Source organism: Haemophilus sp. HMSC066A11 (assembly GCF_001811665.1).
Taxonomy (GTDB): domain Bacteria; phylum Pseudomonadota; class Gammaproteobacteria; order Enterobacterales; family Pasteurellaceae; genus Haemophilus; species Haemophilus influenzae.
Window position 1 is genome coordinate 22410 of sequence record NZ_KV805897.1, and the last position, 19683, is coordinate 42092.

Sequence of the window (19683 nt, forward strand, 5' to 3'; positions counted from 1 at the left end):
TTTCAAAGCAGGTAATTAGATGATTTCCGAAGAAAATTTCCAACAGCACACGCCAATGATGCAGCAATATCTAAAACTCAAAGCGGAGAATCCAGATATTTTGTTGTTTTATCGCATGGGGGATTTTTACGAGTTGTTTTATGACGATGCGAAAAAAGCGGCGGCATTGTTGGATATTTCTTTAACGAAACGAGGTCAATCTGCAGGACAGCCCATTCCGATGGCAGGAATGCCTTATCATGCAGTGGAAGGTTATTTAGCAAAATTAGTGCAGTTAGGCGAATCTGTGGCGATTTGCGAACAGATTGGCGATCCAACGACGAGCAAAGGGCCAGTAGAACGTCAAATTGTGCGAATTGTTACACCTGGGACAGTAAGCGATGAAGCGCTTTTGCCTGAACGCCAAGACAATCTGATTGCTGCGGTATATCAAGAGAAAGAAAAATTTGGATTAGCCACTTTAGATATGACCTCTGGCCGTTTTCAGCTTTGTGAACCTGCGGACAAAGAAACTTTGCGTGCGGAATTACAACGTATTGCACCTGTGGAATTGCTGTATTGTGAAGAATTTAATGAAATGGCTGCGATTGAACATTGTAAGGGATTACGCCGTCGCCCGATTTGGGAATTTGAACTTAGCACCGCCATTACGTTACTGAATCGCCAATTTGGCACAAAAGATTTACGCGCCTTTGGTGTGGAAAAATCCCCTCTAGGCTTAAGTGCGGCTGGTTGTTTATTGCAATATGCAAAAGAAACCCAACGTACCGCATTACCCCATATTCAAAGCATTAGTTTGATTCAAAATCAAGACTGCATTCAATTAGATGCCGCCACTCGCAGAAATCTTGAATTAACACAAAATCTTGCAGGTGGCACAGAAAATACGCTATCGTCTGTCTTGGATAAATGCGTTACGCCAATGGGCAGTCGTTTGCTGAAACGTTGGATTCATCAGCCTATTCGTGATGTGGAAAAATTAAAACAACGCCAACAAGCGATTGCGGAAATTCTGAATTTTGATTTAGTCGATGAACTCCAACCTTATTTGCAATTAGTCGGCGATATGGAGCGTATTTTGGCACGTGTTGCGCTACGTTCAGCACGTCCACGCGATCTCACCCGCTTACGCACGGCGTTAGAACAAATTCCAGCATTACGCGCGATTGTTCAACAAAAAACACCGCCATTTTTAACCGCACTTTTCAGCCAAATTGCCGATTTCAGCGAGCAATGCGATTTATTGCAACGTGCATTGATTGAAACGCCTCCACTTTTAATTCGTGATGGTGGCGTGATTGCTGAAGGCTATAATACCGAATTAGATGAATGGCGTATGCTGTCTGATGGTGCAACTCAATATTTAGAAAACCTAGAAAAACGTGAGCGTGAAAGCACGGGCATTGATACTCTAAAAATCGGTTTTAATGCAGTGCATGGTTATTACATTCAAATTAGCCAAGGCCAAGCGCATAAAGCACCCATTCATTATGTTCGCCGTCAAACCCTGAAAAATGCAGAGCGCTACATTATTCCTGAGCTCAAAGAATATGAAGACAAAGTACTGAAATCGAAAGGTGCAGCGTTAGCATTAGAAAAGCAGCTTTATGATGAATTGTTTGATTTATTATTACCGCACTTAGGTGCGTTACAGCTGGCTAGCCTTGCACTTTCTGAATTGGATGTATTGGTCAATCTTGCCGAGCGGGCAGATACCCTCAATTACGTTATGCCAACATTCTGTGATGAAGTGAGTGTGAAAATTGAAAATGGTCGCCATCCTGTTGTGGAACAAGTATTGAAAGATCCTTTCATCGCCAACCCTGTGGAGTTAAATCACAACCGTCATTTGTTAGTTATTACCGGGCCAAATATGGGCGGTAAAAGTACTTATATGCGTCAAACCGCATTAATTACATTGCTTGCGTATATCGGCAGCTTTGTGCCGGCAGACAGTGCGCGAATTGGGCCGATTGATCGTATTTTTACTCGAATTGGTGCTTCCGATGATTTAGCCTCGGGGCGTTCAACCTTTATGGTGGAAATGACCGAAATGGCAAATATTCTTCATCAAGCTACAGTGCAAAGTCTCGTGCTTATTGATGAAATTGGTCGTGGCACATCCACTTATGATGGCTTATCCTTAGCTTGGGCTTGTGCAGAATGGTTAGCTAAAAAAATCCGCTCGCTTACATTATTTGCCACTCATTATTTTGAATTAACCGCATTGCCAGAACAGCTCGAAGGCATAGTCAATATTCATTTAGATGCCCTTGAGCATAACAACAGCATCGCCTTTATGCACGCCGTACAAGATGGCGCAGCAAGTAAAAGTTATGGTTTGGCAGTAGCGGCTTTGGCTGGTGTGCCACAATCCGTTATTAAACTGGCAAAACAGAAATTGACACAATTAGAAAAAAACTCAAGCCATTCAGCCGATCAACAAATTCAAGCATTGCGTGAAGCCAATCACAATCAGGGCGAATTATTGTTTGAACAAGAAACGGACGCATTGAGAGAGGCAATCGAAAAACTGGATCCTGATGATTTAAGCCCTAAACAAGCCTTGGCATATTTGTATCAGTTAAAGAAAATGGTGGGGTAAATATTATATCCCAGCGATAAATTCAAAGGTTTATATGGATTGGCGGAGGGGAATGGGAGTTGAACCCACCCAAGAACGCTGGCATCCTCAACAGGATTTGAAATCCTGCCACCTCACCGGAGATGACGCCCCTCCGTGGTTGAAATTGCAATCACTTTAGCGTAAATTAATCGGCAATTCAACGTTATTTTAAACGGATTCAAAAATGACCGCACTTTTTCAACAACTTCCTTCCGTTGATAAAATTCTCAAAACACCTCAAGGCTTACAACTTATTACCGAATTTGGTCACACTGCAGTCGTGGCAACATGTCGAGAATTATTAACCCAAGCTCGTCAATTTATAAAAAAAAACAATCAACTTCCTGAATATTTTTCTAATTTTGACCGCACTTTTGTAGAAATTCATTCTCGCCTACAAAAACAAAACCAAGTACAAATCAAAGCGGTGCATAATCTGACAGGTACGGTATTGCACACAAATCTTGGGCGGGCACTTTGGTCTGAAGCAGCACAACAAGCAGCGCTTTCTGCGATGCAAAAAAATGTTTCGCTTGAATATGATTTAGATGAAGGTAAGCGTAGTCATCGCGATAATTACATCAGTGAATTATTATGTAAACTCACAGGTGCTGAAGCTGCCTGTATAGTGAATAACAACGCTGCTGCGGTATTGTTAATGCTGGCAACCTTTGCTCAAGGTAAAGAAGTAATTATTTCTCGTGGCGAATTAATTGAAATCGGCGGTGCATTTCGTATTCCAGATATTATGGAACAAGCAGGATGCCATTTAGTGGAAGTGGGCACCACTAATCGTACTCACCTGAAAGATTATCGTAATGCTATCACTGAAAATACGGCTTTTTTAATGAAAGTGCATAGCAGCAATTATCAAATTTGTGGTTTTACCTCTTCAGTTTCAGAAGAAGAGCTTGCGGAACTAGGCCGAGAAATGAATGTACCCGTAGTAACTGATTTAGGTAGCGGCGCATTGATAGATTTAAGCCAATATGGCTTACCAAAAGAATCAACTGTGCAAGAAAAAGTCGCACAAGGTGTGGGTTTGGTCTCTTTCTCTGGCGATAAATTGCTTGGTGGCGTGCAAGCAGGCATTATTGTGGGTAAAAAAGAATGGATCGAACAATTACAAGCCCATCCTCTCAAGCGTGCATTACGTTGCGATAAAGTCATTTTAGCTGGCTTAGAAGCCACATTACGTTTGTATTTAAATCCTGAAAAATTAACTGAAAAATTACCAACTTTGTACTTACTCACGCAACCATTAAAACAACTCAAAATAAATGCTATGCGTCTCAAAGAGCGGTTAGAATCTCGCTTAAATTCACAATTTGAGCTTCAAATTGAAGCTAGCCAAGCACAAATCGGTAGTGGCTCACAACCAATGGAAAGAATCCCTTCCGTGGCTGTTACTATTGCAGAAAAAACAAACGTAAAACTTTCCGCACTTTCAGCTCGCTTTAAACAACTTTCCCAACCTATTATTGGGCGAATGGAAAACGGAAAAATTTGGCTAGATTTACGTAGCCTTGCAGCTATTGAAACATTATTAAATACATTGGATGAACTATGATTATTGTTACTTCAGGTCACGTTGATCACGGCAAAACAGCATTATTAAAAGCATTAACTGGCACAAGTACCGCACATTTACCAGAAGAAAAAAAACGCGGAATGACCATTGATTTGGGGTATGCCTATCTGCCGTTAGAAAACAAAGTACTTGGCTTTATTGATGTGCCGGGGCATGAAAAATTCTTGTCAAATATGCTGGCAGGTTTAGGTGGTGTGCATTATGCAATGTTAATTGTCGCTGCGGATGAAGGGGTTGCGACGCAAACAAAAGAACATTTAGCGATATTACGCCAACTTCAATTCCACGAAATTATTGTTGTCATCACAAAAGCAGATCGTACAAATTCAGCGCAAATAGAATCGTTAATCCAAACAATTAAACAAAATTATAGTTTTTTACGCAATGCTAACTACTTCGTTACCTCAGCAGAAACGGGACAAGGAATTAGTGAATTACGTCATTACTTAGCTAATTTGGCAGAATTAGCTGATACTCAAAAACCTTTCCGCTATGCAATAGACCGAGTATTCAGCGTAAAAGGGGCGGGTACCGTCGTGACAGGCACAGCCTTTTCAGGAACAGTGAAAGTAAACGATGAAATTTACCTTTCCACTGGACAGAAAATTCGTATAAAAGCGATTCACGCACAAAATACCTCAAGCGAACAAGGTATTGCAGGGCAACGTTTAGCATTAAATTTAAGTGCTGATTTAGACCGCACGCCAATGAAACGAGGCGATTGGTTATTGCAGGATGAACCTCTCTCACCAACAGATCGCATCAGTGTACAAATTTTGGCTGAAGTACCATTAAATGAAAGCCAACCTGTGCATATTTATCACGGCGCAAGTCGCACTACGGGTAAACTCACCTTATTACAAGGAAAAAATGCCGCTAAAAATGACCGCACTTTAGCTGAAATCATATTAGATTCACCATTATTCTTGGCTTTCGGAGACAAACTTATTTTACGCAGTGGCGATACAAAAACCTTAATTGCTGGCGCACGAGTGTTGGAAATTAACTCGCCAAAACGTCATAAACGAACTGAAGTGCGGTTAAATTTCCTAGCGAATTTAGCATTGGCAGAGAATGCTTCGCAACGCATTGCACTTACCCTTCTACATAATGCGACAACAGCACGCCAATTAATGTGGACAGAACAACTGACTTCCTTGCAATTAGATAAAGCACTCGCTGAGCGGGGTGCCGTACGTTATCAAGATTGGTGTTTTAATACTAATTATGTACAAGAAAAAACCCAGCAAATTTTAACCGCACTTGATACTTATCACGAGCAACATAATGATCAACTTGGTGTAAGCAAAGCCAGATTATATCGAATGGCAACATTGAATCAGCCAGAAAATCTAATTCATCATTTTATCGATGAAATGCTTGATGATGGTCGATTACAACAAACGCATGGCTGGATTCATCTACCAGAGCATAAAATTCAATTTAATACTGAAGAAAAATCACGTTGGACAGATATATTAAATGAGTTTGAAAAAGCAAACGGTCAAGCAATTTGGGTACGCGATATGGCAAATGCACTCGCTATTGATGAATCAATTATGCGTAATTTTATGTATAAAGCAGGGAAACTGGGTTACCTCACGCCAATCGTAAAAGATAGATTTTTCTTAACTGAAACCCTCTATGCTTATGCAAGACTCATCAAACAAATCGCAGAAGAACAAGGTAAAGTATCAGTAAATGAAGTGCGTGATAAATTGAATTTCGGACGCAAACTTACCGTTCAACTGATGGAATCTTTCGACCGAATGGGATTTTTACGTCGCAAAGGCAATGACCATATTCTACGCGATAAGAATGTTTTTGATTTATGATGTTTATGAAATTGCCCCTTACGCAGCAGGAGAGCAAGATTTAATTCTCCATTTTGGGCAACTAGAAGAATTATTTAAACCAGAATTTAGACAGGGTAATGATATTTAAATCCTTTAACTTTTGAATAGCAATCAAAATCCCTAATTACATTAAAAATGAGAGACTATAGATTTTGCACTTCATTTTTATTATAATAGTCTTTCAATGTAATACTAAGGAGAAAAATTATGGCACTTACGAATTCCTCTATCAGCTTTAGAACAGTTGAGCAAACAAAATCAGAAGCTTATCAAGTTATTGAACAATATGGACTTACCCCATCACAAGTATTCAATATGTTTTTGGCTCAAATTGCCAAGACTCGCTCTATCCCTATTGATTTGAATTATCTTCGCCCAAATAAAGAAACCCTAGCAGCTATTGATGAATTAGATAGTGGTAACGCAGAGAGCTTTTTTATTGAAGCTAGTGAAAATTATTCTGCCGAAGAATTTACAAAACGCATTCTTAATGGTGGTCAATAATGTCAGAAGAGAAGCCATTAAAAGTAAGCTATTCAAAACAATTTGTAAGAGATTTAACTGATTTAGCTAAACGCTCCCCCAATGTGTTAATTGGCTCAAAATACATTACTGCAATATACTGTTTATTAAATCGTTTACCTTTACCCGAAAGCTACCAAGATCACGCATTAGTAGGAGAGTGGAAAGGTTATCGAGATTGCCATATTCAAGGCGATTTGGTACTGATTTACCAATACGTTATACACGATGAATTTGATGAATTGAAATTTTCTCGTTTAAATACACACTCACAAACCGCTTTAAAATAGAAGTAATCTTAAACAATAATCCGCACGTAAAATGTGCGGATTATTTTTACATAGGATTAAAACTCAAACTGAACAGACATTCTGTAATTTCTGCCAGGTGCGTAGAAGCGGTTTAAGCCTTTACCTGTTTCTGTTTGTACTCGGTTAATTGTGCCAAGATGTCGAACAGAGCGAGCGGAGTCCCAAGTGAGATATTTTTTGTTGGTTAAATTATATACACCAGCGGTAAATGTAAGATTTTTAATTGGTTTCCAATAGGCAATCGTATCGATCACTGTATAGCGATTATTACGCCATAATCCGCGAGAATCTTTTACTTCTTTGCCGTTTGCTTTTGTAGCAGATATATCTTTTTCCTCGCCGGTATATTGCTTTTCTTTTCTGGCGACCATACTTGTCCATTGAGAATTAAAGCTATCTTTTGCTTTTTTGGCTGCAACATTAGTGATATACATATCCACGCCCCATTTTTGGCTTGGTGCATCATAGCCAATATTGTATACCGATGTGGTTGGTTGTAAGGCATTCATTGGTTGAGGTTTACGAGCAATGGCTTCGTATTCTGGATGTGTATCTTTATTCAATTCCAAAAATTCTTTATATTTTGGATGTAATCCATTGTCTTTAATTCTTCCTTTTTGATAGGTAAATTTATAGCCTAAATGGAATCCTTGTAGTTTTTCAAACAAATCACCTATTTCAAGACGTGAAGCAATTTCGATACCTCTGACTCTTGCTCGATCTCGATTTTGGTTTTGATGGAACGGATATTTTATTTCAGAGCCTTCTTCAATAGGACGTTCGCCTACTTCTACTAAGTCAATAAAATTACGGTAATCGTTTTGAAACGCATTTAACGTAATATAACTGCTGTTTTTATAAAAAGTGAATGCGACTTCTTTTGTTTTGGAGGTTTCAGCTTTTAAATCTGTGTTAGGCTGAATGGAAAATTGTGGATGTTTAAATGTCATATAAATTTCATCAGAGGTTGGCGCACGGAAAGCATTAGCATATTTAAGCTGTACACGAAGCCAATTTGTGGGATCAAGATTTAACCCTAAATTGTAAGAATGATGTTTATAGTCAGTTTTGCGTAATAACAGGGCAAGATTCTCTTCAAAATTTTTTTGATAACACGATGTGCCATAAGTGCAATCAGTATATCCTCGAGGCCTTGAATATTTATTACCATAAACATAGTCTGTTGACTTAAATTTCTTAAATAGCCCAGTAATTAATCCATTAGGAACAGGAATGTTTTTGTCATAACTAGGTAAATATTTTACGTGGTCATAGCGATAATTTAAATCTAGTCCTAGCCAAGAGGTAAGTTGCACATTATCTCCAAAATACAACACATTATTTTTAGTGGTAACAGGGATTAAATAGGTATCTTTGCCTATGTCGGAATTCATTAATTTACATCTGTGAGCACTATGATCAGGTGCAGGAGTACGTTTGCCATTTGCAAATTTGTTACAGAAAAAGTAGTCAGCCCACCATTGCACATTGGCTGCGGTGTTGTATTGGTGATTAACCATACTTTTTAGTGTTTTTTCATAAAGTCCACCATATTTTAGTTGGTGTTGGGTATGCCATAGGTGAAATTCTTTGTCTAAATCAAGTTTAATTTGTTGGGTATGGGTGTTTAAATCACGGTCATTAACGAAGTCTGTGCTGTAGCCATAGCTTTTTGGAAAGAGAAAACGAGCTGTTTCTTCGCCTAGAGGGCCATTCGTCCACAGCGGTTTGTCTCCCTTTTTTAGTTCAATTTCCCCATATTTTTTGCCATTTAAAGTTTTAGTGATAATATTTCGCTCTTCATACTTATATTTATCCTCCCCATTTCCATCTTTTTCTTGATAAATTCTAAATTTTTTCCCTTCACAATTTAATTTTTCGCAATTAATTAAAACAGAATCAAGTGTGCCTCCAGTGGAATCTATATCATTATCAACATCTTCATTCTTCTTATTCTTAAATTTACGATAATACCCGCCATCTTCTACGCTTTTAAGTTCATCTCCATATTTATCCACAATTTTATAAACTCCACCTTTTTCTTCTAAATGTAGCCCTTGCGGATTACGTACACCAGCACAAGTGGATTGATGACAATACTCATCAGAGCGTGCTTTATTGGTAATTTTTTGTGAGGAATAACTTAGTTTAATATGATCCCAAAAAGGGGTTTGACTGAAATTTTCATAACTGAATTGGATATTTTTTCTTTTAGATTGATCGTTAATAATACGCTCACCGTGTGTTTCCGCGCATGATGTAACCTTGCATGGTCTAAAAACATAAGACAAATCCATTCCTTTAGTTTCTAAAGTAGAATCATCTAATGCCACACTCAAGCGATGGTTTTCATTAGGTTGAAAGCCCAATTTTATTAATGTGCTTTGGCGGGTAATTTGATAAGGATCAGCTTTTTCACGGGTAGGACCAACCGCACTTAAATCAGCCTGCTTATTGGGATAAATTTTATAATCGTAGTTTTCTATTTCGTGCCCATCACGTTTTGTATCAACGACTAAAATATCAAATTTTTTAGAACGTCCTGCTAATGTAAGTGTCTTAAGGTTTTGATTATTCATTGTTTGATAGCCACGTTTATAGGAAAGATAATAATCTTTATCTATCAGATAATCTCGAGCATCTTTTGTTTCAAATATAACAGAGCCACCCAATGCGCCACTACCAGATTTTAAGGAGTCAGCACCTTTGGTAATAGTTGCTGTTTTAACATTTTCAATTTCAATGCTATTACGAGTATTATTAAAATTGCCATAGCCTTCAAATAGTTCTTTAAATCCTTGAGAGCTTAAGGTTTCAGCTTGACGAAGCCCATCAACCATAATACCTACACGGTTTTCATCAACCCCTCGAACTGCATAACCACTTGCGCCCGTTCTACCTGTTTCAACCACCGTAATACCTGTTTCATAGCGAACGAGATCACGAGAATCAGACGCCTGCTGTTTCGCTAATTTTTTGGCAGAAATTTGGGTTTCACCTACCTTTTTCTCTTTCACATTAATTGTTTCTGTACTTCCTGAAACATTAATTTGTTCTAGTTGTTCAGAAACATTACTATTTTGGTTGGTTGGTTGGTTGGTTGGTTGGTTGGTTGGGCAGCATAGGCTGTGCTTGCATTTAATGCAAATGCAATAGAGCAAGCAAGCAGGCTGAATTTAAAGTTGGTCATAGGTTTCCTTATTTTTTAATGATAATAATTATTATACATATTAAATAATTGAATTTATTTAATCAATATCAAAAAAAGTATAATAAGTACAAAATCCGAATTGCTTTGTATGAGCAGAAAAGAAAATCATTTTTGACCGCACTTTTGTTTGTAAGTCGTATTTTAAAATCATCAAAATGCAATTTTTAATCACTCTTTTATCGACTGCGTAGATTTCTTTCGTTATAATTGAGCGTCTTTTTATTTAACAAACGTGTTCGGTGTGGATTTGACCGAGTGCAAATTAATTGAGGTAACAAATGTCATTAAATATTGAAACAACTCAAGGTTTAGAACGCCGCGTAGCGATTACCGTTCCAACTGAAATTGTCTCTAAAGCCGTTCGTGAAGAATTTAAACGTGCTGCAAAAAATGTACGCGTAGATGGTTTCCGTAAAGGTCATGTGCCTGCCCATATCATTGAACAACGTTTTGGTGCGTCAATTCGTCAAGATGTATTAAACGATTTATTACCACGTCATTTTTTTGATGCTGTTATTGCAGAAAAAATTAATATTGCAGGTCGTCCAACTTTTGCTATTGAAACTTTTGAAGAAGGTAAAGACTTAGTTTTCACTGCAACTTTCGAGGTTTATCCAGAAGTTAAATTACAAGGTTTAGAAAATATCAAAGTTGAAAAACCAACTGTTGAAATCACGGAAGCTGACATTGATAAAATGATCGATGTGTTACGTAAACAACAAGCTACTTGGGCTGAAAGTCAAGATGTTGTAAAAGCAGATGATCGTGTCACTATTGATTTTGTTGGCTCTGTAGATGGCGAAGAATTTGAAGGTGGTAAAGCTACTGACTTCGTATTATTTATGGGTCAAGGTCGTATGATTCCGGGTTTTGAAGAAGGAATTATTGGTCATAAAGCAGGTGAGCAATTTGATATTGATGTGACTTTCCCAGCGGAATACCACGCAGAAAACTTGAAAGGTAAAGAGGCAAAATTTGCGATTACTTTGAAAAAAGTCGAAAATATGGTGTTACCTGAATTAACAGATGAATTTGTTGCTAAATTTGGCCCTAATACTAAGTCTGTTGCTGATTTGCGTGCAGAAATCCGTAAAAATATGGAACGTGAATTGAAAAATGCGTTAGTTTCTCGTGTTAAACAACAAGTAATCAATGGTTTAATTGAACAAAATCCGATTGATGTACCCTCTTCTGCAGTAGAAGAAGAAATTAATGTATTACGCAATCAAGCGGCTCAACGTTTTGGTGGCAACACACAACAAGCTGCACAGTTACCACGTGAATTATTTGAAGCTGAAGCAACTCGTCGTGTTCAAGTAGGTTTATTATTCTCTGAAGTAATTAAATCTAATGAATTAAAAGCTGATGAAGAACGCGCTAAAGCAATGATTGCAGATATTGCATCAGCTTACGAGCAGCCAGCAGAGGTTGTGGAATATTACAGTAAAAACGAAGAGTTAATGAATAATATTCGCAATGTAGTATTGGAAGAACAAGCTGTTGATGCAGTACTTGCAAAAGCACAAGTAACAGAAAAAGTTTCTTCATTCGATGAAATTATGAATCCACAAGCATAATAAGTAATATTATTATGATTGAATAAAAGTGCGGTCGCTCTTTTTAATAAAAGCGATCGCATTTTTATTTGTGAGTTATTTACGATAAAATAATTAGCAGTTTTAATGAAAAAGGTAAGAAAATGAGTGTAATTCCTATGGTCGTTGAACAGACTTCGCGTGGCGAACGTTCGTACGACATTTATTCCCGTTTATTAAAAGAACGTGTGATTTTCCTAAGTGGAGAAGTGGAAGATCGTATGGCAAATTTAATTGTGGCGCAGCTTCTTTTTTTAGAATCGGAAGATCCAACTAAAGATATTAATATTTATATTAACTCTCCAGGCGGTTCTGTGACCGCAGGTATGGCAATTTACGACACAATGCAATTTATTAAGCCAGATATTCGCACTCTTTGTATTGGTCAGGCTTGTTCAATGGGCGCATTCTTACTTGCTGGCGGAACTGCTGGCAAACGAGCTGCGTTACCCAATGCGCGAGTGATGATCCATCAACCTTTGGGTGGTTTTCGTGGTCAAGCATCGGATATTCAAATTCACGCACAAGAAATTTTGAAAATTAAACACACCTTAAATGATCGTTTAGCATTCCATACTGGACAAAGTATTGAGCGTATTGAGAAAGATACTGACCGCGATAATTTTATGTCAGCTGAAGAAGCACAAGCGTATGGTTTGGTGGATGAAGTCTTGGTTAAACGTTAAGGGTATACAATGACAGACAAAGATAAAGATTTGCACTGCTCTTTTTGCGGAAAGGAAAAAGGCGAAGTAGATAAATTAATTTCTGGCACAGACGGTTATATTTGTAATGAATGTATTGAACTTTGTCACTCAATGCTTGAAGAAAGTCATGATAAAAATTTAGAGGAAAGTGCGGTAGAAAATGAAGAAAAATTACCAACGCCTCACGAAATCCGCGCTCATCTAGATGATTATGTTATTGGTCAAGATTATGCGAAAAAAGTGCTTTCTGTGGCAGTTTATAATCATTATAAACGCTTGCGAACTAACTATGAAAGCAATGATGTAGAGCTTGGTAAAAGTAATATTTTACTTATAGGCCCTACAGGTAGCGGAAAAACGTTACTTGCGCAAACATTAGCTCGTCGTTTAAATGTACCCTTTGCGATGGCGGATGCAACCACATTAACGGAAGCTGGTTATGTGGGGGAAGATGTGGAGAATGTGTTACAGAAACTTTTGCAAAATTGTGAATACGATACTGAAAAAGCAGAGAAAGGCATTATTTATATTGATGAAATTGATAAAATTAGCCGTAAATCGGAAGGCGCATCAATTACTCGAGATGTTTCAGGAGAGGGGGTGCAACAGGCTTTATTAAAACTTATTGAAGGTACAATCGCTTCCATTCCACCTCAAGGCGGTCGTAAACATCCACAACAGGAAATGGTAAAATTGGATACGTCTAAAATTCTCTTTATTTGCGGCGGTGCATTTGCAGGATTAGATAAAATTATTGATAAACGCACTCAAACCAGTACGAGTATTGGTTTTAATGCCAAAGTTGAAAAAGATGAAAAACAACAATCTCTTTCTGAATTATTCCGTCAAGTTGAACCTGATGATTTAATGAAATTTGGTTTAATTCCAGAATTTATTGGACGCTTGCCAATGATTGCCCCATTAAGTGAATTAGACGAAGATGCGCTGATACAAATTCTCACAAAACCAAAAAACGCATTAATTAAACAATATCAAGCCTTATTTGGATTGGAAAAAGTAGAATTGGATTTCACACCAGAAGCATTAAAAGCAATGGCGAAAAAAGCACTTGAAAGAAAAACGGGTGCGCGTGGCTTACGTTCTATCGTAGAATCAGTGTTGTTAGATACAATGTATGATCTACCGTCTCTTGAGAATTTACAAAAAGTTATCGTTGATGAATCGACAATTGTAGATAATCTTGCGCCAAAATTAGAATATTAGATTTAATCGCAAAAGTGCGGTTGTTTTCGCCAGATTTTCTATGTTGATGCTTATTTTCAATAGGCAAGGCGAAAAGAAAATGCTACAATCGCACGTTCTTATGGCATTATTTTTACATTTCCATTTAAAACGGATTCAATTCTATGGCAACCGAAATTGTTGATAAAAAGAAAAATACGCAAGAAGTGATCGTTGAAGGCAAGTCTAAAGGTTTAAATACATTCCTTTGGGTTTTAGTTGTGATCTTTTTTGCTGCTGCGGCAATTGGGAATATTTATTTCCAACAAATCTATTCTTTACCGATTCGTGTTATTGGTATGGCTATTGCATTAGTCATTGCATTTATTTTAGCGGCAATTACTAATCAAGGAACAAAAGCACGCGCGTTCTTTAATGACTCTCGCACAGAAGCGCGTAAAGTCGTATGGCCAACCCGTGCTGAAGCGCGTCAAACAACATTGATCGTTATCGGGGTAACAATGATTGCTTCTCTCTTCTTTTGGGCAGTAGATTCGATTATTGTGACAGTGATTAATTTCTTAACTGATTTGAGATTCTAAAATGACTGAAGAAACAACAGTATCAAAAAAACGTTGGTATGTATTACAAGCGTTTTCTGGCTTTGAAAGTCGTGTAGCTCTAACTTTACGTGAATACATAAAACAACAACAAATGGAAGATCAATTTGGTGAAGTTTTAGTGCCAACTGAAGAAGTGGTGGAAAATGTAGCAGGTAAACGTCGCAAAAGTGAACGTAAATTTTTTCCAGGTTATGTACTTGTAGAAATGGAAATGAATGATGAAACTTGGCATCTAGTAAAAAGTGTGCCAAGAGTGATGGGTTTTATCGGTGGTACACCAGATAAACCTGCACCTATTTCCAAACGTGAAGCGGATACTATTTTAAATCGTCTTGAACAAAATACTGATAAACCTCGTCATCGTAATGAATATCATCCGGGTGAGGAAGTTCGTGTGACTGAAGGGCCATTTGCTGATTTTAATGGTACAGTAGAAGAAGTGGATTATGAAAAAGGTCGCTTAAAAGTGTTTGTATCAATCTTTGGCCGTGCTACACCAGTTGAGCTTGAATTTGGTCAAGTTGAAAAAATACACTAAGAAATGATTAAAATATAACCGCACTTTTGTAGTGCGGTTTTTTGTTTTTAATGTTTGTTGAAACAGCATAAAAGAGTGTTTTTATACGCAAAATTTGTTGTTATTTCACAAATTAGGTAGAATAATCCCATATTTATGTAAGGATTAAAAATGAAAAAAAAGGCAATTTTGACCGCACTTTTGGGTGCCATTGCACTAACAGGTTGTGCAAATCACAACGCCACGAAACAAGTGAGTGAGCGTAATGATTCCCTTGAAGACTTCAATCGAACCATGTGGAAATTTAACTATAATGTTATAGATCGCTATGTGCTAGAACCCGCTGCAAAAGGTTGGAATAACTATGTGCCTAAGCCGATTTCTTCTGGTCTTGCTGGCATCGCAAATAATCTTGATGAGCCAGTCAGTTTCATAAACCGATTAATTGAAGGTGAACCGAAAAAAGCATTTGTTCACTTTAATCGCTTTTGGATTAACACTGTATTTGGTCTAGGTGGTTTTATTGATTTTGCGAGCGCAAGCAAAGAATTACGTATAGATAATCAACGTGGATTTGGGGAAACTTTAGGTAGCTACGGCGTAGATGCTGGCACTTATATTGTGCTACCGATTTATAATGCAACAACACCACGCCAATTAACGGGTGCAGTGGTTGATGCGGCTTATATGTATCCATTCTGGCAATGGGTTGGTGGCCCATGGGCATTAGTGAAATATGGTGTGCAAGCAGTGGATGCCCGTGCGAAAAATCTCAATAATGCAGAATTGTTACGTCAAGCTCAAGATCCATATATCACGTTCCGAGAAGCTTATTACCAAAATTTACAATTTAAAGTAAACGATGGGAAATTAGTCGAAAGCAAAGAATCACTTCCCGATGACATACTAAAAGAAATTGATTAATAAACAGAAAAGTGCGGTAAAAATTACCCAATTTTTTATCAACTAAGGAGAAAATGATGACTCAAATTATTCATACTGAAAAAGCACCGGTAGCCATTGGCCCTTATGTTCAAGCGGTTGATCTTGGCAATCTAGTTTTAACCTCAGGGCAAATTCCAGTGAATCCTGCAACAGGCGAAGTGCCAGCTGACATCGTTGCACAAGCACGCCAATCTTTAGAAAACGTGAAAGCGATTATCGAGAAAGCAGGTTTAACCGCAGCCGATATTGTAAAAACAACGGTTTTCGTGAAAGATCTTAATGATTTTGCTGCAGTTAATGCAGAATACGAACGTTTCTTTAAAGAAAATAATCATCCTAACTTCCCTGCTCGTTCTTGCGTAGAAGTTGCGCGTTTACCAAAAGATGTAGGATTAGAAATTGAAGCGATTGCAGTGAGAAAATAATTTTCTGTTTGGTAATTTCTGCTTAAAAGTGCGGTCATAAACTCGCATGTTTTTGACCGCACTTTTTGTTTATCTGCTGATAGCAAAAATTTTACATTACACCTTGAATTTTTTATGAATTTTCCCCACTAAGGAAATACTTAACCCTAACTTTGAGAGAACACATTATGATGCGTATTCTTCTTTTCTTGGCAACCAATATGGCTGTAATGCTGGTATTAGGTATTATTTTAAGTGTGACTGGTATTGCAGGAAATAGCACCGGCGGTATTTTAATTATGGCTTTGCTATTTGGTTTTGCTGGTTCATTAATTTCCTTATTCCTGTCTAAAACGATGGCATTACGTTCTGTGGATGGAGAGGTGATTACTCAACCTCGTAATCAAACTGAACGTTGGTTAATTGATACCGTTAGTCGCCAAGCGCAGAAAGCGGGGATTCCTATGCCAGACGTGGCGATTTATCATTCTCCCGATGTGAATGCTTTTGCGACAGGCGCGACAAAAAGCAATTCTTTGGTGGCTGTGAGCACTGGATTATTAAACAACATGACGGAGGCTGAAGCTGAAGCTGTTTTAGCACACGAAATTTCCCATATTTCCAATGGGGATATGGTGACGATGGCGTTATTGCAAGGCGTATTAAATACTTTCGTGATTTTCTTATCTCGCGTTATCGCAACGGCGGTAGCAAGTTCGCGTAACAATAATGGAGAAGAAACGCGTAGTTCAGGTATTTATTTCTTGGTTTCGATGGTATTGGAAATGCTCTTTGGTGTGCTTGCGAGTATTATCGCAATGTGGTTCTCGCGCTACCGCGAATTTCGTGCAGATGCAGGTTCCGCAAGTTTAGTAGGCAAAGAAAAGATGATTATGGCATTGCAACGTTTGCAACAACTTCACGAACCCCAAAATCTTGAAGGTTCTTTAAATGCCTTTATGATTAATGGTAAACGCAGTGAACTCTTTATGAGCCATCCACCACTCGAAAAGCGTATTGAAGCCTTACGTAATCTTTAAAAATTATAAAAAATCGACCGCACTTTAATGAGGTCGATGTTTTATTTTCCTCTTTTCACCCAATATTTGAACGGGGGCTTTTCCACTTCACTTTGCAGTAATGTGTGATCCATAAATTGACAGAAACTTGGAATATCTCTTGTTGTTGCAGGATCGTCAGCAATAATCAAAAGTATTTCTCCATCGTTAAGATGACGAATATTTTTACGAACAAGCATGACAGGTTCTGGACAACGTAATCCTAAAGTATCTAGGGTTTGTGTGACGGAAATTTCAGACATATTCTTTTTCTTTTGAAAAACAGAGCCATATCATACCGCACTTACGGCAAAATTTCGACAAATCCCAGTCATCAGTGATAGACTAGTGTCATTGAAATTACCTTGAAAAAAGAAATGGCGGAATACCTTGTTCCTAAAAGTGCGGTTATTTTTGAAGAAGAAATTAAGAAAAGCCGTTTTATTACTTATTTACAGCACACCGAAGGTTTAGAAGACGCAAGAGCTTTTTGGGCAAAGATTAAACAAGAACATCCAAATGCACGGCATCATTGTTGGGCTGCCGTAGCAGGCAAGCCAACCGATTCTCTACAACTTGGTTTTTCTGATGATGGCGAACCTGCTGGAACGGCAGGAAAGCCAATGTTGAGTGCATTGCAAGGCAGTCAATTAGGTGAAATCAGTGCGGTGGTGGTTCGCTATTATGGCGGTATTTTGCTTGGAACGGGCGGATTAGTTCGTGCTTACGGCAATGGCGTACAACAAGCGTTAAAGCTGATTGAAAGCGAAATTAAAGTTGAACGAACCCCTTTCAAACTTGATTGTGACTATGGTCAGTTAAGGTTGGTTCAACAACTTTGTGAAAAATATCAGGTTGAGATTTTATCTCAAGGTTTTCAGGCAAATATTCATTTGATTTTAGGTATTAGTGAAAAAACAATAGAGGCGTTTTCTTCAGAATTAACGGAAAAGTCTTCAGGTAGATTAGTTATTCAACTTTTAGAGATAGGCGAATAGTTGTGCGTATTTTATCGATTATCCGAATTATTGGTATTCTTGTGATGTGTTTTTCAGGTACGATGCTAGTTCCTGCATTTGTTGCTCTGATTTATGGCGATGGTGGCGGCAAGGCATTTATGCAGGCTTTTATGTTGAGCTTGACAGCGGGCACATTGCTTTGGTGGCCATGCCATCACCATAAACAAGAATTACGATCCCGTGATGGTTTTTTGATTGTTGTGGCTTTTTGGTTAGTTTTAGGAAGCTTGGCAACATTGCCTCTTTTATTGTTCGATTCACCACATTTAACTATTGCTTCAGCCGTATTTGAAGCATTTTCTGGCTTAACTACTACTGGTGCAACGGTAATGACGGGGCTGGATAATTTACCTAAATCTATTTTGTTTTATCGTCAGTTTTTACAATGGTTAGGTGGTATGGGGATTATCGTATTGGCTGTGGCGATAATTCCGCTGTTGGGAATTGGTGGGACACAATTATATCGAGCAGAATCTTCAGGCCCTCTTAAAGATCAAAAATCTTTGCCTAAAATTTCAGAAGTGGCGAAAGCTCTATGGATTATTTATGCTTCATTAACTGCTCTTTGTGCCATTGCATATTGGCTATCAGGAATGAATCTTTTTGATGCCATTGGGCATAGTTTTTCAACAATTTCAAATGGCGGATTTTCAACGCACGATGCAAGTATTGGCTATTTTAATCAAGCTTCCATTTATTGGGTTACAACAATTTTTATGCTGATTGGTGGTGTTAATTTTAGTTTACATATTTCCGCTTTTCTTGCACTAGGTAAAAGAAATATTTGGCGAAATTATTGGAAAGATCCCGAATTTCGTTTTTTTCTAACGATGCAAATTATTTTTATTGGTATTGTATCTCTATCTTTATATGGTTATGGTTTAGTTTCAGATATAAACGAGGCAGTAACAAAAGGTGCATTACAATTAACATCAATGTCAATGACTGCTGGTTATACGATTTTTGATATTGATAATCTTCCGCCTTTTATTGGGCTTTTACTGGTAATTTCTGCGGTAATTGGTGGTTGTGGTGGTTCAACAACTGGGGGATTAAAAGCGATACGGACACTTATATTGTGGAAACAAATCGATCGAGAACTGCATAGTTTAATCCATCCAAATTTAGTACAACCAATTCGAATAGGTAAAAATCGTCTAGCACCAAGAATGATAGAAAGTATTTGGGCATTTTTCATTATTTTTATACTGGTTTATTGGGGGTGTGTTTTTGCTGTTATTCTTTGTGGAATGAATACTTTTGATGCGATGGGAGCCGTATTCGCCACATTAACGAATGCAGGACCGGGACTTGGTTTTATTCACGAAAGTTTTATTGGTGTTCCAGAAAGTGCTAAATTAGTCTTTAGTTTTGCTATGATCTGTGGACGTTTAGAAATGTTTTCATTAATCGTGCTGTTTATTCCAAGCTATTGGAAAAAATAATAATTGGAAAATTATTGTATTTTTGACCGCACTTTTTAATGAAATGTTTATATTTCCATCAAAAGATCATT

At 37.8% G+C, this 19683-nt stretch carries 17 protein-coding genes, 1 tRNA gene and 1 pseudogene; 16 read left to right on the forward strand and 3 right to left on the reverse strand.

The window, feature by feature from the left end; all coding sequences use genetic code 11:
• The first annotated feature begins 19 nt into the window (after window positions 1-19).
• Complete coding sequence (gene mutS, locus HMPREF2813_RS08655) at window positions 20-2605, forward strand: DNA mismatch repair protein MutS (protein ID WP_014551099.1); 2586 nt, start codon at window positions 20-22, stop codon at window positions 2603-2605.
• A gap of 40 nt (window positions 2606-2645) precedes the next feature.
• Here the strand turns inward: mutS and HMPREF2813_RS08660 are convergent.
• Window positions 2646-2740, reverse strand: a tRNA-Sec gene (locus tag HMPREF2813_RS08660).
• A 70-nt stretch (window positions 2741-2810) separates the two neighbouring features.
• Here HMPREF2813_RS08660 and selA point away from each other — a divergent pair.
• The 5 genes and pseudogenes from selA to HMPREF2813_RS08685 all read left to right on the forward strand — a co-directional run bounded on the left by selA (window position 2811) and on the right by HMPREF2813_RS08685 (window position 6885).
• Window positions 2811-4196, forward strand: a complete 1386-nt coding sequence (selA, locus tag HMPREF2813_RS08665; protein WP_014551098.1) for an L-seryl-tRNA(Sec) selenium transferase — start codon at window positions 2811-2813, stop codon at window positions 4194-4196.
• On the forward strand, window positions 4193-6052 hold the full coding sequence (gene selB, locus HMPREF2813_RS08670; RefSeq protein ID WP_014551097.1) for a selenocysteine-specific translation elongation factor: 1860 nt from the start codon (window positions 4193-4195) through the stop codon (window positions 6050-6052). Before selA ends, selB begins: the two co-directional genes overlap by 4 nt.
• A pseudogene (locus HMPREF2813_RS08675) lies at window positions 6045-6161 on the forward strand (DUF3298 domain-containing protein); the annotation flags it as partial. The gene selB and the pseudogene HMPREF2813_RS08675, both read left to right, overlap by 8 nt.
• Window positions 6162-6280: 119 nt before the next feature.
• Complete coding sequence (locus HMPREF2813_RS08680) at window positions 6281-6577, forward strand: type II toxin-antitoxin system RelB/DinJ family antitoxin (RefSeq protein WP_005692346.1); 297 nt, start codon at window positions 6281-6283, stop codon at window positions 6575-6577.
• The gene (locus HMPREF2813_RS08685; RefSeq protein ID WP_014551096.1) at window positions 6577-6885 is read left to right on the forward strand and encodes a YafQ family addiction module toxin; all 309 of its coding nucleotides are present in this window, start codon (window positions 6577-6579) and stop codon (window positions 6883-6885) included. Before HMPREF2813_RS08680 ends, HMPREF2813_RS08685 begins: the two co-directional genes overlap by 1 nt.
• Before the next feature lie 56 nt (window positions 6886-6941).
• Here HMPREF2813_RS08685 and HMPREF2813_RS08690 read toward each other — a convergent pair whose 3' ends face one another.
• The gene (locus HMPREF2813_RS08690) at window positions 6942-10067 is read right to left on the reverse strand and encodes a TonB-dependent hemoglobin/transferrin/lactoferrin family receptor (protein ID WP_148129918.1); all 3126 of its coding nucleotides are present in this window, start codon (window positions 10065-10067) and stop codon (window positions 6942-6944) included.
• Between the two features lie 328 nt (window positions 10068-10395).
• Between HMPREF2813_RS08690 and tig the strand changes: the two genes are divergently transcribed.
• The 8 genes from tig to htpX all read left to right on the forward strand — a co-directional run bounded on the left by tig (window position 10396) and on the right by htpX (window position 17130).
• Window positions 10396-11694 (forward strand): trigger factor, encoded by a 1299-nt coding sequence (gene tig / locus HMPREF2813_RS08695; RefSeq protein ID WP_014551094.1) that lies wholly within the window; start codon window positions 10396-10398, stop codon window positions 11692-11694.
• Between the two features lie 92 nt (window positions 11695-11786).
• Window positions 11787-12398 (forward strand): ATP-dependent Clp endopeptidase proteolytic subunit ClpP, encoded by a 612-nt coding sequence (gene clpP / locus HMPREF2813_RS08700; protein WP_257003823.1) that lies wholly within the window; start codon window positions 11787-11789, stop codon window positions 12396-12398.
• Between the two features lie 9 nt (window positions 12399-12407).
• Window positions 12408-13643: an ATP-dependent protease ATP-binding subunit ClpX gene (gene clpX / locus HMPREF2813_RS08705; RefSeq protein WP_005687854.1), complete on the forward strand. Its 1236-nt coding sequence runs from the start codon at window positions 12408-12410 to the stop codon at window positions 13641-13643.
• A gap of 143 nt (window positions 13644-13786) precedes the next feature.
• Window positions 13787-14203 carry a preprotein translocase subunit SecE gene (gene secE, locus HMPREF2813_RS08710; protein ID WP_005658616.1) on the forward strand — a complete coding sequence of 139 codons (417 nt, stop codon included), beginning with the start codon at window positions 13787-13789 and terminating at the stop codon, window positions 14201-14203.
• A gap of 1 nt (window position 14204) precedes the next feature.
• Window positions 14205-14762, forward strand: a complete 558-nt coding sequence (gene nusG / locus HMPREF2813_RS08715) for a transcription termination/antitermination protein NusG (RefSeq protein ID WP_048946780.1) — start codon at window positions 14205-14207, stop codon at window positions 14760-14762.
• Between the two features lie 150 nt (window positions 14763-14912).
• Complete coding sequence (locus HMPREF2813_RS08720; RefSeq protein ID WP_005687850.1) at window positions 14913-15665, forward strand: MlaA family lipoprotein; 753 nt, start codon at window positions 14913-14915, stop codon at window positions 15663-15665.
• 56 nt (window positions 15666-15721) lie between these two features.
• Window positions 15722-16111 (forward strand): RidA family protein, encoded by a 390-nt coding sequence (locus tag HMPREF2813_RS08725; RefSeq protein WP_041174647.1) that lies wholly within the window; start codon window positions 15722-15724, stop codon window positions 16109-16111.
• Between the two features lie 164 nt (window positions 16112-16275).
• Window positions 16276-17130 (forward strand): protease HtpX, encoded by an 855-nt coding sequence (gene htpX, locus HMPREF2813_RS08730; protein WP_162837812.1) that lies wholly within the window; start codon window positions 16276-16278, stop codon window positions 17128-17130.
• 41 nt (window positions 17131-17171) lie between these two features.
• On the opposite strand, the gene tusA is transcribed toward htpX, so the two are convergent.
• Entirely contained in the window at window positions 17172-17411 is a 240-nt protein-coding gene (gene tusA / locus HMPREF2813_RS08735; protein WP_005658610.1) for a sulfurtransferase TusA, read from the reverse strand.
• A 114-nt stretch (window positions 17412-17525) separates the two neighbouring features.
• Between tusA and HMPREF2813_RS08740 the strand changes: the two genes are divergently transcribed.
• Both HMPREF2813_RS08740 and HMPREF2813_RS08745 read left to right on the forward strand, forming a co-directional pair.
• Window positions 17526-18146, forward strand: a complete 621-nt coding sequence (locus HMPREF2813_RS08740; protein WP_005687845.1) for a YigZ family protein — start codon at window positions 17526-17528, stop codon at window positions 18144-18146.
• A gap of 2 nt (window positions 18147-18148) precedes the next feature.
• Window positions 18149-19612, forward strand: coding sequence for a TrkH family potassium uptake protein (locus HMPREF2813_RS08745; RefSeq protein WP_005665565.1), 1464 nt, complete (start codon window positions 18149-18151; stop codon window positions 19610-19612).
• The last annotated feature ends 71 nt before the right edge of the window (window positions 19613-19683 follow it).

Bases quoted from the DNA above. Each gene is read 5' to 3' on its own strand.
- mutS (WP_014551099.1), top strand. From the start codon at position 20: ATGATTTCCGAAGAAAATTTCCAACAGCACACGCCAATGATGCAGCAA.
- secE (WP_005658616.1), top strand. From the start codon at position 13,787: ATGGCAACCGAAATTGTTGATAAAAAGAAAAATACGCAAGAAGTGATC.
- clpX (WP_005687854.1), top strand. From the start codon at position 12,408: ATGACAGACAAAGATAAAGATTTGCACTGCTCTTTTTGCGGAAAGGAA.
- nusG (WP_048946780.1), top strand. From the start codon at position 14,205: ATGACTGAAGAAACAACAGTATCAAAAAAACGTTGGTATGTATTACAA.
- HMPREF2813_RS08725 (WP_041174647.1), top strand. From the start codon at position 15,722: ATGACTCAAATTATTCATACTGAAAAAGCACCGGTAGCCATTGGCCCT.
- HMPREF2813_RS08740 (WP_005687845.1), top strand. From the start codon at position 17,526: ATGGCGGAATACCTTGTTCCTAAAAGTGCGGTTATTTTTGAAGAAGAA.
- selB (WP_014551097.1), top strand. From the start codon at position 4,193: ATGATTATTGTTACTTCAGGTCACGTTGATCACGGCAAAACAGCATTA.
- tig (WP_014551094.1), top strand. From the start codon at position 10,396: ATGTCATTAAATATTGAAACAACTCAAGGTTTAGAACGCCGCGTAGCG.
- HMPREF2813_RS08720 (WP_005687850.1), top strand. From the start codon at position 14,913: ATGAAAAAAAAGGCAATTTTGACCGCACTTTTGGGTGCCATTGCACTA.
- tusA (WP_005658610.1), bottom strand. From the start codon at position 17,411: ATGTCTGAAATTTCCGTCACACAAACCCTAGATACTTTAGGATTACGT.
- HMPREF2813_RS08680 (WP_005692346.1), top strand. From the start codon at position 6,281: ATGGCACTTACGAATTCCTCTATCAGCTTTAGAACAGTTGAGCAAACA.
- HMPREF2813_RS08685 (WP_014551096.1), top strand. From the start codon at position 6,577: ATGTCAGAAGAGAAGCCATTAAAAGTAAGCTATTCAAAACAATTTGTA.
- selA (WP_014551098.1), top strand. From the start codon at position 2,811: ATGACCGCACTTTTTCAACAACTTCCTTCCGTTGATAAAATTCTCAAA.